The organism is Anabaena sp. 90, assembly GCF_000312705.1.
Classification (GTDB): domain Bacteria; phylum Cyanobacteriota; class Cyanobacteriia; order Cyanobacteriales; family Nostocaceae; genus Dolichospermum; species Dolichospermum lemmermannii.
Map to the genome: position 1 here is coordinate 193419 of NC_019427.1, position 14955 is coordinate 208373.

Here is a 14955-nt window from a genome sequence, read left to right on the forward strand (position 1 = left end):
ATTTTTTATGAGTTCCCCCCAACCTCCTCAAAAACCAACAACTCTACTTGGTCAAGTGACTCAAGCAGTAAGTACTATTCAAGCTAGAGTAAGTTCTTCCATAAAGCTCAAACCCAACGCTAAAGTACCAAAACTGTTAGTACATGATGCCGGGGCAAATACAAGGGAAGAACATAATCTGTTAGGCGATCGCCATATTCTCGGACGTAGTTCTAAATCTTGTGATTTCGTCGTCCGTAACCAAGTTGTCAGCGCAATTCACCTCTCACTCTCGCGGGATTCCACCCAAAACACTCCCGCTTTCACGATCAAGGATGAAAACTCCACCAACGGTATTTATCTGGGGAAAAGGCGGATAAATGCTCTAGAACTGCGTCATGGTGATGTTATTACCTTGGGACCCCCTGAACTAGCTGCTTCTGTGAGTGTGCAATACATAGACCCACCAGATTGGTATGTGAAAGCTGCTACTTGGACAGCCTATGGGATCGGTGGTGTTACAGTTTTGATTGCCTTGTCCATAGGTGTAGAATGGATGAAATTTTCTGTCAGACCCTTACCTACAGCGACTAAAGCCCCTGTGGTTGTTTATGCCCGTGATGGCTCAACCCCACTGCGTGAGCCGCGAAATATCGCTCACACAGACCTGAAAAAAATATCTGACTTTGGACCATATTTGGCCTCTGCTGTTGTAGCTTCCGAGGACAGTCGTTATTATTGGCACTTTGGGGTAGATCCCTTGGGTGTGTTGCGAGCCGTACTGATTAACAGTCGTAGCGGCGATGTCCAACAGGGAGCAAGTACAGTTACCCAGCAAGTAGCTCGGAGTTTATTCCGTGAATATGTAGGTAGTCAAGACTCTTTAGGACGGAAAGTAAAAGAAGCTGTCGTCTCCCTCAAGTTAGAAACTTTTTACAGTAAAGATGATATTTTACTAACTTACTTAAATCGAGTCTTTTTAGGCGCAGATACTTCCGGTTTTGAAGATGCAGCTAAATATTATTTCAACAAATCAGCCAAAGAATTAACTCTGGCCGAAGCAGCAACCTTAGTAGGGATTTTACCTGCTCCCAATGCCTTTGATTTTTGTGGCAGTGGTCCGCGGAAACTCGGAGCAGCCGATTATCGGAATCGAGTCATTAAGCGACTGCTGGAAATGGGTAAAATCACCCAAGAAGAAGCCAACCGCGCCCGTCGTTCTACCGTCCAAATTAGCCCTAAAGTTTGTGAAAGACAAGCCAAAACCATTGCGCCCTATTTTTATGATTACGTCTTTCAAGAACTGACATTAAGACTAGGTCCGGCAGCAGCAAGAGAAGGTAACTATATCATTGAAACCCAACTTGATCCAGCTATCCAAGCCAAAGCGGAAACAGAGTTAAAAAATTCCATCACCAAAGACGGCTCGAATTTTGGTTTTTCCCAAGGGGGAATGGTGACTCTCAACGCGAAAACTGGGGGTATTGTCGCGATGGTAGGAGGGACTGATTACAGAAAAAGCCAGTTCAATCGCTCTGTGCAAGCCCAACGTCAGCCAGGTTCTACGTTTAAAATTTTTGCTTACACTGCGGCCATGGAAAAAGGGATTTCCCCATATAGAAGTTATTCTTGTAGTCCTTTAACTTGGCAAGGTTTTACTTATAGACCCTGCCGGTCTGGCGCTGGTGGTAGTTTAGATATAGCAACTGGCTTGGCACTTTCAGAAAACCCCATTGCTTTGCGGGTAGCAAAAGAAATTGGCTTGAATAAAGTAGTAGATATGGCGCAGCGGTTGGGTGTGAAATCTGATCTGGAGGCAGTTCCAGGCTTGATATTAGGTCAAAGTGTCGTTAATGTTTTAGAAATGACCGGGGCATTTGGAGCAATTAGCAATCGTGGAGTGTGGAATCCTCCTCATGCTATTAGTAAAATTCGAGACAGTAGTGATTGTAAGGATCTTAAAGATCTACAAACCTGTCGGGTAATTTACTCTTTCGATACCGATCCAAATGGTAACAAACGAGTTATCAAAAAAGAAGTTGCCAATCAAATGACTACTTTGATGCGGGGAGTAATTACTAATGGTACAGGTCGTAGCGCCGCTATTGGTTTAGGGGAAGCAGGTAAAACCGGGACAACGAATAATAATGTTGATCTCTGGTTCATTGGTTTTATTCCCAGTCGTCAACTTGTCACCGGCATTTGGCTAGGAAATGATAATAATTCCCCTACATCTGGCAGCAGCGCCCAAGCGGCACAACTTTGGGGTAATTATATGGGGAAAATTACTAAATAATTAAAAATTAATAATTAAAAACTAAAAAATTGGATTCTTATTTTTTAATTTTTAATTTTGCATTTTTAATTACTTATATCCCTTCCAAGGTTTGACTATATGGGGAAAATTACTAAATAATTAAAAATTAATAATTAAAAATTAAAAAATTGGATTCTTATTTTTTAATTTTTAATTTTGCATTTTTAATTACTTATATCCCTTCCAAGGTTTGACTTCTAATTCACCTTTAGGGGTAAAGACTACTCGAAAATGAGCTAGTGCTTCTTTATTGTCGGGTGCAGCTACATTTGAGCCATAAACTGATTGGAACATCTGGGGTAAAGGTGTCTCCCGGAAGTAGTCAAAAGCAACTTGGTTGAGTGGTTCATAGTCAGCAATCACACCTTCTTTATTCACCGCTACTCGATATTTCAAGTTGCTGGCAAAGGTGGGAGTCACACTCCAATTTTGACGAATTGTACTATACAGCTTTTGATTTAGATCTGTGATTTTACTGGTGTCAGTAATTTTTTTGCCAGTTACTTCTGGTGTTTTGGCGTATCCTAGCCAGGGACTAATTTCTAAAAACCTTTTTTGGGTAAATACGACTTTGAATTGAGCAATAGGTTCATTCGGGACGCGATTAGCAGGATTATGGAGCAGTTTAGGTAGTGGTGTTTTATCTATTGCGTCACTAGCTTTCTGATTGACTGCTTTATAACCAACGATACTACCATCGGCGGCGACACCTAAACGATAGACTAAATCCTCTGGCAATTCTGAGCGATTTACCCAAGCTGGATGAATTTGGTTATAAACTTGGCGATTTAATGCCCGTAATTGAGATGGATCTTTTATTTCTGGAACTGTCTTTAAAAGTGTTTCTAAATCTTGAACTGCGGTAGGGGTTGCTGATGTTGTGGGTGTAGTTGTGGGTGTAGTTGTAGGGGTTACTGCTACTGTGGGCGTGGGAATAGAAGTGCTGGACTCAACCTCTGGGTTGACTTGAGGTGGACTGACTTGAGGTGCAGGAATTAAGCTAAAAGCCAATGCAGCTACGGCTAGACTGGATACGCCCATGGTAGCCGGGATTGCCTGTTTGAGTAAGGTTTGATTTGAACCACTATAACTGCGATTAACTGGGTGTAGTTCTAGGGATAATTCTGGTAAAGTCTGGCTGTCAGCAAAAAACTGATCTACGGCTTCAACTAAATCAAATAATTGGACTGTGTTCAGGACAATTTGAATGGGTTGTCCTTCGCTGGTGTTTCCCCCCATGTCTCCTGTGATTTCAGTGTGAACAGTTAATCTGTGGCTGTTGCTGTTAATTTTTTGTAATTCAACTAACTCTGAATTATGATTCTGAACTTGAGGGTTGGGGATATTGCTTAAAACTTCTTGGGCGTAGGCGCTGACTGCTCTAACTAAGCTTTCAAAAAATTCCCTGCCACCAACAATGGGTTGAGTATAACTAGATATATAGCATTCTGCATTCACTAATATAGATAGTTGGGGACGCAGTTCTTGAAAGTTAGCAGTCTGTGTCATGTCACTTAACCCCTCTAGGAGCAGGGTACAATTAGGCAAACTATATTTACGTTGGATATTCATAAAACCTCGTGGGAAGTGGGAAACTCAGTCCCTTTAGGGACCAGAGGGATAGTATGGCTAACGCCACGCTACGCTATCGACATGGCTCACCAGCCGCGACTCAAGGGATTTTAATCCCCGTCAATCTTAAAATGCGTAATCATAGCCATCTTTGCGGTGAATGATTTTGCAGTATTTATAACTAATACCCTGAACTAATTTTGATGCAGAAATATTGAAAGAACCTGTTGCTCTAACTGCAACACGACCAATATATTTACCGATTTTCTTCCCAGTAGTAACAATTGCTTTCACAATATCACCGGTCTGAAAACCTTTGACAAATTTAATTCTCGGCACATATCGAGATGGAAAACCAAACTTGTCAGTCCGACACATTTGACGAGTTCCATGCCCTGTTGCTTTGATTAGCAAAGGCTTGTTCGTTAAAATTTCCAATTCTCCAATTTGTCCAACACAAGCAGCATCTAGCCAATGAGTTTTAGGAAAGTTTAATCTAGTTCGGTTGAACTTAGTTTGACCACCAGAACCAGTGAAAACGGGTAAACCAGTTTCTTGAAGTCGGCTAAACAATGCCCAACGGGTAGAGTTCACAGCCGCCGCATCTTTTAAAGGTCGTTTTGCTTGTGCCAGAATACATTTGAGAAGATCCGGTTTCTTAGCCAGGAAGTCTTTAATATCCTGAGTGCCTTTTTTGATATTGCACTTCTCGCAAGCAAGACAAAGATTAGAAATCCGATTAGTGCCACCTCTGGCTTGAGGATGAATATGCTCAACTTGCAAGGGAACATTCTCAATCCCACAGTAAGCACATTTTCTCTGCCATTTCTCAAGTAGATACTCACGGACTTCGTACCCGGACAAAGTGCCTTGCTGATATTCAATACCTGATATTTCTGGATTGTCTATTTGTTGCAAGTCAAACCTGACAAGCTCTTGAGATATCCTTGTGATGGGAATAAACTTAATGAGTTTGTTAACCCAAGTTAAGGTAGTCTCAACTCGATGCTGCAAACTTGGAGCTAACCAATTTTCTGTCCTGGTTCTATTCAAAAATCTGGCTTGACGATAGCGAGTATGGCGGTTTCGTCTCCCCCTGCGGAGTGAGCGACGGGATTCTAGGGACGCTTTAATTGCACTTCCTCGATGAGAAAGTTCTGCACCAAAAATGATTTTTTCTCCCTGAACCAATGCTATGCCCGTAGTTTTGGAACCAGGATCTATTTTGAGTTCTATTGCTTGGTTAACAATATCTGAGCATGACTTGTTTAAGATGATAGTAAAGGGGTACATCCTAAATAAAGCAGCTTTTCCAGAATCTAATAATTTCCTTGCTACCGAGGGATGACAAGGGCTTAAAGGTTGTTTGTTTGTGTCGAGAACTAATGCGTAATTTGACATTTCTGCCTCTCTGATTGCTCAGGTGATGTTCGCTTTGACCTTGTTATCTGAGCTTTTTAGGCTTGCAACACTGTTTCAGTGACTTTAAAACTGTTTAATTACAAACGACAGAGCGGAAAACTAGTGAAGCAGCGCGGTCTTGGGGGTTTCCCCCATGAGCGACTGCTGAACCCCGAAGGGGCGTCGCATTCTCCGGTGTCTTGACTCAAATAACGGCTACCCTACCCTACGGGACGCTTCGCGAACGACTACGCTCAGGGTGGTCTGGTCAGTACAGCTTGCTTGATTACTCTTACAAGCTCAGTGGCTTTAGCCCTGAGTTACTGACTTCTATTTATTCTACCTCACCGTCAAAAAGAGAAATCCAGTACCGTTGCATTCCCGCTGTACCTGTACAAAATAGTAATTTTCCTAATAAGTCTATAGCTAGTTCATCTAATTTTTCATTAGAAGTTAATGCTAGGACACCGGAACGACGGGAATTCATCCGACTTTTAAAATGCGCTCTAAACCTTTCTAGGTAATTAGCTAATCTTAAATTTTGTTCTGGGGGAATCTGCTTCTCAGCCAATTGTTGATATATGGTTAGTAGTTGGCGGATCACAACTGTTAAGCGTCGAGAAATGTAGCAGGCAATAACTACTAACGCTTTGGCTTCTAAAATATCTAAAGGCCGGCGACTATGCGCTCTCCGCATGGGGTTAGATGCTCGCATCCGCCATAAGTTTACCCGATTTTTGATGATCCCTTGGAGGTCTAATTCTTCAGCAAAGGACAAAATGGCTTCAGAACCGCCTATTTCTAAGGCTTCAATGGCTAGTAACATCAAATCTATTTGCAATCTAGTTCTGGCTGGACATACCTGACCAGCGATCGCTGGATCTGGTAAAGTATCCAAAATCATGGGCATTCCCTGAGCTTTTGGGATGTTTAAAGATGTGACACTAGCAGAGACGTTCATTCTATCAAATACCTTATACGTTTCCAATAAACTGATTTACTTATCCGTCCACCGCTAATTGCTGGCGCGATATGGCAGTTCAATTATATACATTACTTAGTTTTTCTACCCAAATATTTGCATATACATTAAATTTTCAAATTCTTGGTGATCGTCAATGACATTATAGGGTAGGATTTGGCAGAGATTAGGAAAATTTTCGCTTCTTGCCCTTTGTTTCTTCATTGACCACTAACTACTTACGTAAATAATATGGATTTAAAATCTCTGATTCGTGATATACCGGATTTTCCTAAGCCGGGAATTTTATTTCGAGATGTCACTACTCTATTAAGCGACCCGGACGGATTGCGTTATACTATTGATTTTTTAGCACAAAAATGTTCTGAAATTGAACTTCAAGTAGATTATATTATTGGTATGGAGTCAAGAGGGTTCATTTTTGGTGCGCCTGTTGCTTATAAATTAGGTGCTGGTTTTATTCCTGTTCGGAAAAAAGGGAAATTACCGGCAGCGGTTCACTCAATTGAATATCAACTAGAGTATGGTACAGATACATTAGAAGTACATCAGGATGCTTTAGTGCCAGGTAGCAAAGTTTTAATTGTGGATGATTTGATTGCTACTGGTGGCACTGCCAGTGCAACAGCTAAGTTGGTACAAAAGATTGACTGTGAACTGATAGGGTTTGGGTTTATCATCGAACTAATGGATTTGCAAGGACGGAAACATTTACCTGATGTCCCTATTATCTCACTGGTTCAATATTAGAAAACATAATTGACAACTGACTAATGACTAATGACTAATGACAAATACAAAAATTTCCTTGGATATAAGTCGAGACTGGCTAATTAGGCGAGTTACGGATGAAACTTTTATTTATGTGATAAAACGGCTTTTACAGGCGCTATTGACGATTTTTTTAGCGTCTGCTTTGTCATTTTTTATTATGAAGTTGTCTCCGGGAGATTATGTAGATACCCTGCGGCAAAATCCGAAAATTTCACCAGAACGGATTGAAGAAATTAGGCGACAATTTGGTTTAGATAAATCTTGGCCACAACAGTTTGGATTTTGGTTAAAGCAAATTTTGACAAGGGGTGATTTTGGTACAAGTTTTGTTTATCAACGTTCTGTATCATCGCTGCTATGGGAACGAGTTCCAGCCACGTTGTTATTAGCGATCGCTTCTTTAATTATCACATGGGCGATCGCCATTCCTTTAGGTATTCTCGCTGCTGTGAAACAAAATCGCCGAACTGACCAAGTTTTACAGATAGTCAGTTATGCTGGTCAAGGTATTCCCAGTTTTATTACTGTCTTATTTCTACTATTCTTTGCTCAACTGACTACTCCACTTTTTCCGGTGGGTAATATGACCAGTATTAATCATGCAGACCTGACATGGTTAGGTAAAATTCTCGATATCGCTTGGCATTCAGTTTTACCACTAATTGCTTTAAGTATTACCAGTTTTGCGGGTTTGCAACGAATTATGCGTGGTCAATTATTGGATGTTTTACGCCAAGATTATATTCAAACTGCTCGCGCTAAAGGACTTCCAGAAAATCGGGTGATTTATGTTCATGCTTTGCGAAATGCTATTAATCCGTTAATTACTTTATTGGGTTTTGAATTAGCAGGTTTGTTAGGTGGTGCATTTATTACGGAGAATTTCTTTAACTGGCCGGGTTTAGGAAAGTTAACTTTACAAGCTGTTTTAGCTAAAGACCAATATTTGGTAATGGCGAGTTTAGTAATGAGTGCAGTATTATTGATTATTGGTAATTTAATTGCTGACTTAATTTTAAAAGCAGCAGATCCTCGAATTAAGTTAGAAGATTTGAATTAGTTAGTTGTCAGTGGTCAGTTGTTAGTGGTCAGTGGTCAGTGGTCAGTTGTTAGTTGTCAGTTGTTAGTTGTCAAATGGTTTATTATATTATTCGTTCAAGAACAGATGGTAAATATCTCACAGCCCGTGTTGATGATGCTACATCAGGATATTTATTATTATTTAAAGAAGATTTCGAGGCTTTGAGTTATCTCAATACTCATGCTGCTGATTTAGCCAGCCGGTTGACTGTAGAATCTCTTGCTAGTTCCCAAATAGGTAGTTTGATCAAACGTTGGAGTTTTGCTGGTGTAGGCATTGTTAATGATCCTTTATTACCAGAAGTTGAGTTTTTACAGCATATTTAAAGCATAAAAGATTTGGATTTAATGTAGGGGTAGCGCCCCCGTGCCTACCCCGGTATTTGGGGCAACCACAGGGGGTTGGCCCCCTACAAAATTAATTGGTTTAGGGATTTTTAAAATGTTCAATTAATTTTGCCCGACTACTTACAGCGGTTTCCGCTCTTATGAGGTACAAAGTTGAATCATGAAACTCTTGTAGTGCGGGCATCTTGCCCGCTAGATATGTACCTCATAACACCGGGAAGTGCTGTATATCACTTTTCACTTACAGTCCACCAGGCCAAAGCATAAGGTTGAGTAGATTCATTTACCTGCTTCTTAAATTGCACCCGAATTTTATAATTCCCACTAGTAGGAACTGGACAAAAAATATGTTCCACACTATCAACCTCACTCACAGAATCACAAACCACAACTTCATTATTTTTCCCATTTTCCTTAACTAAATAAACATCAAGATTATTTAATCCTTTATCTATAAATGTTTCCCCTATATCATATTCCTGATTATTATTTTTATCATTTAACTCCACCAAACGATCCCAAATTAAAGTAATAGCCACAAAACTATTTTGTTTCAAACCTTTTTGTAGAGCATATTCCCTAGAAGAATTAGCATTAACAATACCATAATCCCAACCAATAGGCGGAACAGTTGCATTAGGTTTCCATTCACCACCATTCAATTGTTGATAAGCTCGAAAGGCATTTAAATGACCTGCTCCCATTTGAGCATCTAGGGGAATTTTAGGATTTTTATAAGCGTCCGTTGCTAACCAATCTTGATTTTGTTTATCAATTAAAGTCCTCGTCATTCCCAACCGTAAACCATCACCACTGTCCTTTATTTTGTCCGCCGAATTGAGTAATATTGCTTTCATGACTTGATGACGACGAGCATCAATAGTCCAATTTTGTTGTTTAGTTCGTAATTGTCTATCCACAAATTCCTGTAATAATGCCACCGTAGCCGTAACTTGTGGGGCGGCAAAACTCGTACCTGTAGATTTATTTAACTTACCATCAGGATTAATTAAAGGAATATTAGTCCCAGGAGCAACTATATTAATTGCACTTCTCCCCCCAATATTAAATTCTTTCCCAGCTAAACGATTTTCTATACCTTGATTAATACTAGCCAAATTAGAAACGTGAACTTTATTAAAAATTCCCTCGCGTTCTGAGGAAAAAGCCACATTAATTGCGTTAAAATTATCTGTAGGAATGGGAATCCCGCCTTTGCCTTGATTGCCAGCAATTGAATATACAACATCATGAACCCGGCTAGACCAGTCAATACATAATGTTAGTAAAGCATTACCATCTAACATAGCTTCTGGTCGGGGATCACGTTCCAGAGGTTCACCAAAACTAAAATTAATCGCCCGCACATCACCACCGTTTTGTAATGCAATGTGTTGTGCTGATAAACACTCCTCCGGTTGACCGATTTTTTTTGTAGATCCGACAGCAGAAGAATATAGTCGAGCGTTTGGTGCGACACCAGGAAAAGCCTTATCTTGACTTACCATCACACCAGAAACATTATAGGCATGAGGATCAACACCAACATTTGATTTAGCCGGGACATTGCGTGAAAACACTGCAAATGGAGATACAGCCCGATTTTTAGATACGGCTTTATCCCAGCCAAACATCCCCGGACGACCAATTTCCACTTGACCAATAGCAATTTTCCGCCCAGTCAAATTATAAGGAGCTTGATGTAGTTTCAGCGCATTAATACCGTTAGCACCTAAAAAATTGCCAACCTTGACACCTGCAAAGACTGGTAAAGTCAAGCCAGAAAAACCTAAACTCCAAAAAAGTATCCAATTTTTGTGCATATTTTGAGGGAAGAGGGGGAAGTTTTCTGAAAAATTTGAGTTTTGAATTAATTTTTAATAATTTCTCCATATTTTGTTACGATACTTACAGACGAAGACGCTTAAAACCCACTAGCCATGACCCAAAATTCATCTCAAAAGCCTATAGTTATCGCTCCTTCTATCCTATCAGCAGATTTTAGCCGTCTGGGTGACGATATTCGCGCCGTAGACAAAGCGGGAGCAGATTGGATTCACGTTGATGTAATGGACGGACGTTTTGTTCCTAATATTACAATAGGTCCTCTGATTGTGGAGGCGATTCGTCCAGTTACCACCAAACCGCTGGATGTCCACTTGATGATTGTGGAACCAGAAAAGTATGTAGAAGGTTTTGCTAAAGCTGGCGCTGACATTATTTCCGTACACGCAGAACATAACGCTTCCCCTCACTTACACCGTACTCTGGGACAAATCAGAGAACTCGGTAAAAAAGCTGGAGTTGTCCTTAATCCGGGTACACCTTTGGAGTTAATTGAATATGTCCTAGAATTGTGCGATTTGGTGCTAATTATGAGCGTTAACCCCGGTTTTGGTGGTCAAAGCTTTATTCCTAGCGTAGTTCCTAAAATCCGCAAGTTGCGTCAAATGTGCGATGAACGCGGTTTAGATCCTTGGATTGAAGTTGACGGGGGACTAAAGGCTAATAATACTTGGCAAGTTTTGGAAGCTGGAGCTAATGCTATTGTAGCGGGTTCGGCTGTATTCAATGCTCCTGATTATGCTGAGGCAATTACCAATATCCGTAACAGTAAGCGTCCGAGTCCAGAATTAGCTGCTGTTTAATTTAATACTTGTGATTAAGTAAGACTCAGATCCCCGACTTCTTTGAGAAGTCGGGGATCTATTTTATTACAGCAAGCCCTAAATAAACCTAATTCATCTCCTTTACCACATTTTACTCCCTGATAAAACTTCGACATCCCTGGCTTAAATCCCACATTCCGCACCCACAACTGTCACACCTCAAGGAAACGGATGTATTTAGTACATAAGAACTAACTGCTGAGAGAATTTGTTGAAGCTAAATAGGAATGATTACTATTAAGTTAGAGATACAGTTAAATATTTACGACTAAGTATGAAATTATTGGTTCTGAGGTTATTTTGATAGAAAACTTAGTTAAAAATCATTGAAAGGTTTATCCTCAATTACGATGAAAAAACTCAAAAAATGTGTTGACTCAACAGAAAAATGAGAAAATACAAAACAGATACTTTTGTGGAGTTTCTGTTGTCATGTTTAATGTAAGTAGGTTGGCATTAAAAATTGTCGTTATGACAAGGGAACAGGGAACAGGGAACAGAGAAGAGGTTTTGGGAGATTTTACTTTTCGTTACATATTACTCTTCGAGAAGCCGCTTCGCGTCTACGGTTTTTTTCCGTTCACCTACTTAGACTAACAATAAAATTATATTATATTTTTTGCCAGAAACCACCCTTATTCTTTATTGCTTCTTATTGAGAATATATTTGAACCAACTTTCCTATCTAAAATTTATTTTTTTATAGATAAATGTATTTTTTTACTCCTTTTTCATCAATTTACCTCCGTAATCACCGTTTGTGACAGTCAAGGGTGCGGAATGTGGGTTAAATCCTTGGTTTTTAAGAATTTGTATTAATAACAACAATATTTCTAGTGTCAAATACTGCTGTTCACTCAAATGCTTTCGGAAAATTGTTTGATATGATTGTGGTAACATTTTTTGCTTTGGGGGCTTCCTTATCCCTATTTTTTTACCCCCTTATTTTCTCAAATTATTGCCATATCTCATCTTCAACCGCTTTGTCACCCGTTAAGATTAATTAATTCAGTATGATAACTAATACTTTTAGGCATTGTCTCGACTCCTGTAATGATTTTTGCCCCCATTTTATTGAGTTGTTGCGCCATGACGGTAATGCGATCGCTCTCCATCTGATGCTAACATTTTCGTATTAACAACAAGTTCTCACATATTCATGAAAAACAGGAGATAATTTAAACAAAATTCTATCTTCTTTTATTTTCGTGATTAAATACCGTTGTTGTAAGGATTGTAAACCATTATTAAAATCAACTGAGGATAAATTTAAACTTTGTCTTAATTCTTCTCTGGAAATAGGGTTTTCAAATTTACTTAGTTCTAATACTATTTCTTGTTCTTGGGGTGATAGGTGGTGAAATGTCTCTTGAAAATGAGACTGCATTTGATTGGTAATATGTAAAGTATTTTCAGCTAAAAAATCAGCAACTTGATCATCATAATTTTTATTGATTAGGATACTAATACTTTTTAAATAAATTAAATTACCTTCATATAATTTGATTAATTTTAACCAACTATCCTTATTTTTTAATCCGGTATTTTTGAGAATTTCTGGATTATCTAAACCTGATAATTCTAAAGATTTAATAGGATATAGTTCTTCATCTAAACATTCCATTTCTGGACATTGTTCTTGACTAATTAATAAGAGTTGGTCCTTGTCGTCCTATTCAAGAACAACAATTTAGACAAATTAATGATGGTAATGGTTATTATCGTTTTGAACTAAAAGCCACACCTCCTAGTGGAGTCAAACAGTGTTTTGACATAGATGGTACTAAAATCGGTATTAAGTAAGTCGGCCCAATAAAATCGATATATGTTTAGTTTTGTAAAAACCGTGAAACACCCTATTTATAAGGTATTCGTTAATTTATATTTCGTTACATAGATTGATTCTTTAACGCCGACCTACTTATTCCTAATGCTAATATGGCTAGAGTTGGTCCTTGTCGTTCTATTCAAGAACAACAATTTAAAATGAATCCACAATAAAACCCTGTCTTTGTAGGTTGGGTTGAGGAAACGAAACCCAACATTCAGAATCTATAGTTAAAGGAGTATCTTTTAAACATCCTGATGTTTCTTCAAAAAAATTAGCAGGCCAACCTTTTCCCTTTTGTTTATTGTCCTGTTGAAAATTATCACTAGGTTTTAAAATAATAGTAATGGTTAAATCAGTATTAATAATATTTACAGGAATATCTAAATGTAATATTCCATCTTGACCAACATGAGAATTTAAGGTTATTGTTTCCATAGCATTTAATTACATGGAGTCATTTTCACTAAGATATATCTAAATTATACATCAGATATTTAAAATTGCCAAATTAAACAAATACCGCAAACATTGGCTTATCATTTCACAATTTATTTGATAATTTCTGCTAAACTAAACAAAAATAGTTGTACAATAGACATCTCCGAAAATGAATGTAGAGACGTTCTATAGAACGTCTCTACAAGGGTTTCAAACCACGCACATTTAATTACCGGAGATGCCTAATTACAATAGTTTTATACTAAAAAACAAATATGCAACAACTAATCATTCAAATTGCTGATAAAGAAAAAGCACAGATGCTATTAAAACTTATTTCTGCTTTAGATTTTGTTAACTCTGTAGAAGTAATAGAAGATAACACAAATATATCTGATGATGAGCAAGATTTTTTTTCTTTGGCAGGAATCTGGGAAAATAGAAATATTACTACTGAGTCCATTCGTCAAGAAGCATGGAGACAAGAAACGAAATGATTTTATTTCTCCTTTAGCCAATCTAGCTTCATAATTTTCTAAATTAGAAAGATAATCATTGAAATCAGATTCAGTTTCATATGATACAAGAATATTCAAGTTATCAGTTAAGCAGAAAAAGCAAAAACATCAATCTCAATTTTTCTCTGAGATTTTTGATTACTATTCAACATTAAACGAATATTTTCAGCAGTTTCACTACTAAAGGTTATTTCTCCACAACGAGAACAAACCTTAGCTGGAATACCCTCCACTAAAATTAGTTTACCTTCGATTTCAAAAGTTTCATTAACTAATTCTTCAGTAAATTTATCTGAACCACAAATATGACAACTTTCCATCATAACCTCCTTTGGGAATAATCAATCCATTCAGTTTGATCAGGCTCATATAAAGTAATAATAGTTAAAATATCAGATTCTCGTCTTGATACCTGTAAATGTAAAGGACGATTATTAATTGTCAATCCTAAAATTAAACAGCTAGGAGAGTATTTATCATCTGGATAATCTTCAATAATAATTGCATTATCTCCTGTTTCCATTATTTCCGCGCGACTGATATTTCTTTCAACTAAACGTTTTAGTCCATGACGAGTAAATTCAAAATTTCCTGACTTAAGTTGTTCACGAATTTCATCTATAGATTTCATTAGTTATGGCGCGATCTGCTACAAGATGATAAAATTGATTCATTGACTCCATTGTTGTGCTAAGGATGCGGTTCTAGCAGTAGCAGCATTGAGTTCAAGATTAACAAGGTTATCTAACTCAATTTGTATTTCTGACGGAAGTTTCTGTTCTTGATCTCGTGCTATTCTCCAGATAGTCATTAGTTCGGATAAACGTTCTTGTTGATCTCTAGTGAAGAATTGATCAGGATGAAAGTTATCAATAATTAATAATGCCCGAAATTCAACTTCACCTAACTGTGTAGTCAAAGCATCTAAAGCTTGACCGGCAGTTTTGCCAACAGACTGTTTATCTCCAGCAATAGCACGATAAGACCTTTCACCACTGGCATTTGATATAGGTAAAATGGCAACTGTAGTCATAATGCTGATTAAG

General features: G+C 38.2%; 17 protein-coding genes. 6 read left to right on the forward strand and 11 right to left on the reverse strand.

The window, feature by feature from the left end; all coding sequences use genetic code 11:
• Nucleotides 1-7: 7 nt before the first annotated feature.
• Nucleotides 8-2275 (forward strand): transglycosylase domain-containing protein, encoded by a 2268-nt coding sequence (locus tag ANA_RS00825; RefSeq protein WP_015078142.1) that lies wholly within the window; start codon nt 8-10, stop codon nt 2273-2275.
• A gap of 189 nt (nt 2276-2464) precedes the next feature.
• Here ANA_RS00825 and ANA_RS00830 read toward each other — a convergent pair whose 3' ends face one another.
• From ANA_RS00830 to ANA_RS00840, 3 genes are all read right to left on the reverse strand, one after another.
• The gene (locus ANA_RS00830; protein ID WP_015078143.1) at nt 2465-3868 is read right to left on the reverse strand and encodes a DUF4335 domain-containing protein; all 1404 of its coding nucleotides are present in this window, start codon (nt 3866-3868) and stop codon (nt 2465-2467) included.
• Between the two features lie 126 nt (nt 3869-3994).
• Nucleotides 3995-5269, reverse strand: a complete 1275-nt coding sequence (gene iscB / locus ANA_RS00835; protein ID WP_015078144.1) for an RNA-guided endonuclease IscB — start codon at nt 5267-5269, stop codon at nt 3995-3997.
• A 334-nt stretch (nt 5270-5603) separates the two neighbouring features.
• Entirely contained in the window at nt 5604-6230 is a 627-nt protein-coding gene (locus ANA_RS00840; protein ID WP_015078145.1) for a DUF3038 domain-containing protein, read from the reverse strand.
• 252 nt (nt 6231-6482) lie between these two features.
• Between ANA_RS00840 and ANA_RS00845 the strand changes: the two genes are divergently transcribed.
• The 3 genes from ANA_RS00845 to ANA_RS00855 all read left to right on the forward strand — a co-directional run bounded on the left by ANA_RS00845 (nt 6483) and on the right by ANA_RS00855 (nt 8432).
• Nucleotides 6483-7001: an adenine phosphoribosyltransferase gene (locus ANA_RS00845; protein WP_015078147.1), complete on the forward strand. Its 519-nt coding sequence runs from the start codon at nt 6483-6485 to the stop codon at nt 6999-7001.
• Nucleotides 7002-7038: 37 nt separating this feature from the next.
• Entirely contained in the window at nt 7039-8085 is a 1047-nt protein-coding gene (locus ANA_RS00850) for an ABC transporter permease (RefSeq protein ID WP_015078148.1), read from the forward strand.
• A gap of 74 nt (nt 8086-8159) precedes the next feature.
• The gene (locus ANA_RS00855; protein WP_015078149.1) at nt 8160-8432 is read left to right on the forward strand and encodes a hypothetical protein; all 273 of its coding nucleotides are present in this window, start codon (nt 8160-8162) and stop codon (nt 8430-8432) included.
• A gap of 251 nt (nt 8433-8683) precedes the next feature.
• Here ANA_RS00855 and ANA_RS00860 read toward each other — a convergent pair whose 3' ends face one another.
• Nucleotides 8684-10276 carry a S8 family serine peptidase gene (locus ANA_RS00860; protein ID WP_015078150.1) on the reverse strand — a complete coding sequence of 531 codons (1593 nt, stop codon included), beginning with the start codon at nt 10274-10276 and terminating at the stop codon, nt 8684-8686.
• Nucleotides 10277-10393: 117 nt separating this feature from the next.
• On the opposite strand from ANA_RS00860, the gene rpe reads away from it, so the two are divergent.
• A complete protein-coding gene (gene rpe, locus ANA_RS00865) occupies nt 10394-11101 on the forward strand; it encodes a ribulose-phosphate 3-epimerase (protein ID WP_015078151.1) in 708 nt (235 codons plus the stop codon).
• Between the two features lie 741 nt (nt 11102-11842).
• Here rpe and ANA_RS27240 read toward each other — a convergent pair.
• The 4 genes from ANA_RS27240 to ANA_RS00880 form a co-directional block, all read right to left on the reverse strand.
• Nucleotides 11843-12022, reverse strand: a complete 180-nt coding sequence (locus ANA_RS27240; RefSeq protein WP_015078152.1) for a hypothetical protein — start codon at nt 12020-12022, stop codon at nt 11843-11845.
• A gap of 86 nt (nt 12023-12108) precedes the next feature.
• Nucleotides 12109-12237: a hypothetical protein gene (locus tag ANA_RS28065; protein WP_015078153.1), complete on the reverse strand. Its 129-nt coding sequence runs from the start codon at nt 12235-12237 to the stop codon at nt 12109-12111.
• Between the two features lie 20 nt (nt 12238-12257).
• Nucleotides 12258-12746, reverse strand: coding sequence for a hypothetical protein (locus ANA_RS27245; protein ID WP_051155159.1), 489 nt, complete (start codon nt 12744-12746; stop codon nt 12258-12260).
• A gap of 357 nt (nt 12747-13103) precedes the next feature.
• Nucleotides 13104-13388 (reverse strand): hypothetical protein, encoded by a 285-nt coding sequence (locus tag ANA_RS00880; protein ID WP_015078155.1) that lies wholly within the window; start codon nt 13386-13388, stop codon nt 13104-13106.
• Between the two features lie 278 nt (nt 13389-13666).
• Here ANA_RS00880 and ANA_RS00885 point away from each other — a divergent pair, with 278 nt between their 5' ends.
• Entirely contained in the window at nt 13667-13888 is a 222-nt protein-coding gene (locus tag ANA_RS00885) for a hypothetical protein (RefSeq protein ID WP_015078156.1), read from the forward strand.
• Between the two features lie 107 nt (nt 13889-13995).
• On the opposite strand, the gene ANA_RS00890 is transcribed toward ANA_RS00885, so the two are convergent.
• From ANA_RS00890 to ANA_RS00900, 3 genes are read right to left on the reverse strand one after another with little or no spacing between them, the layout of a single operon-like run.
• Nucleotides 13996-14232, reverse strand: coding sequence for a YgiT-type zinc finger protein (locus tag ANA_RS00890; protein ID WP_235081918.1), 237 nt, complete (start codon nt 14230-14232; stop codon nt 13996-13998).
• The gene (locus tag ANA_RS00895) at nt 14229-14540 is read right to left on the reverse strand and encodes a DUF4258 domain-containing protein (RefSeq protein WP_015078158.1); all 312 of its coding nucleotides are present in this window, start codon (nt 14538-14540) and stop codon (nt 14229-14231) included. Before ANA_RS00895 ends, ANA_RS00890 begins: the two co-directional genes overlap by 4 nt.
• A gap of 39 nt (nt 14541-14579) precedes the next feature.
• Complete coding sequence (locus ANA_RS00900) at nt 14580-14942, reverse strand: hypothetical protein (RefSeq protein WP_015078159.1); 363 nt, start codon at nt 14940-14942, stop codon at nt 14580-14582.
• Nucleotides 14943-14955: the final 13 nt, after the last annotated feature.

Excerpts from the sequence above, each read along its gene's own strand:
- ANA_RS27245 (WP_051155159.1), bottom strand. The coding sequence starts at position 12,746 with ATGGAATGTTTAGATGAAGAACTATATCCTATTAAATCTTTAGAATTA.
- ANA_RS00850 (WP_015078148.1), top strand. The coding sequence starts at position 7,039 with ATGACAAATACAAAAATTTCCTTGGATATAAGTCGAGACTGGCTAATT.
- ANA_RS00860 (WP_015078150.1), bottom strand. The coding sequence starts at position 10,276 with ATGCACAAAAATTGGATACTTTTTTGGAGTTTAGGTTTTTCTGGCTTG.
- ANA_RS00855 (WP_015078149.1), top strand. The coding sequence starts at position 8,160 with ATGGTTTATTATATTATTCGTTCAAGAACAGATGGTAAATATCTCACA.
- ANA_RS00830 (WP_015078143.1), bottom strand. The coding sequence starts at position 3,868 with ATGAATATCCAACGTAAATATAGTTTGCCTAATTGTACCCTGCTCCTA.
- ANA_RS00895 (WP_015078158.1), bottom strand. The coding sequence starts at position 14,540 with ATGAAATCTATAGATGAAATTCGTGAACAACTTAAGTCAGGAAATTTT.
- ANA_RS00845 (WP_015078147.1), top strand. The coding sequence starts at position 6,483 with ATGGATTTAAAATCTCTGATTCGTGATATACCGGATTTTCCTAAGCCG.
- ANA_RS00885 (WP_015078156.1), top strand. The coding sequence starts at position 13,667 with ATGCAACAACTAATCATTCAAATTGCTGATAAAGAAAAAGCACAGATG.
- ANA_RS28065 (WP_015078153.1), bottom strand. The coding sequence starts at position 12,237 with ATGGAGAGCGATCGCATTACCGTCATGGCGCAACAACTCAATAAAATG.
- ANA_RS00880 (WP_015078155.1), bottom strand. The coding sequence starts at position 13,388 with ATGGAAACAATAACCTTAAATTCTCATGTTGGTCAAGATGGAATATTA.
- ANA_RS00900 (WP_015078159.1), bottom strand. The coding sequence starts at position 14,942 with ATGACTACAGTTGCCATTTTACCTATATCAAATGCCAGTGGTGAAAGG.
- ANA_RS00825 (WP_015078142.1), top strand. The coding sequence starts at position 8 with ATGAGTTCCCCCCAACCTCCTCAAAAACCAACAACTCTACTTGGTCAA.
- ANA_RS00890 (WP_235081918.1), bottom strand. The coding sequence starts at position 14,232 with ATGATGGAAAGTTGTCATATTTGTGGTTCAGATAAATTTACTGAAGAA.
- rpe (WP_015078151.1), top strand. The coding sequence starts at position 10,394 with ATGACCCAAAATTCATCTCAAAAGCCTATAGTTATCGCTCCTTCTATC.
- ANA_RS27240 (WP_015078152.1), bottom strand. The coding sequence starts at position 12,022 with ATGTTACCACAATCATATCAAACAATTTTCCGAAAGCATTTGAGTGAA.
- iscB (WP_015078144.1), bottom strand. The coding sequence starts at position 5,269 with ATGTCAAATTACGCATTAGTTCTCGACACAAACAAACAACCTTTAAGC.
- ANA_RS00840 (WP_015078145.1), bottom strand. The coding sequence starts at position 6,230 with ATGAACGTCTCTGCTAGTGTCACATCTTTAAACATCCCAAAAGCTCAG.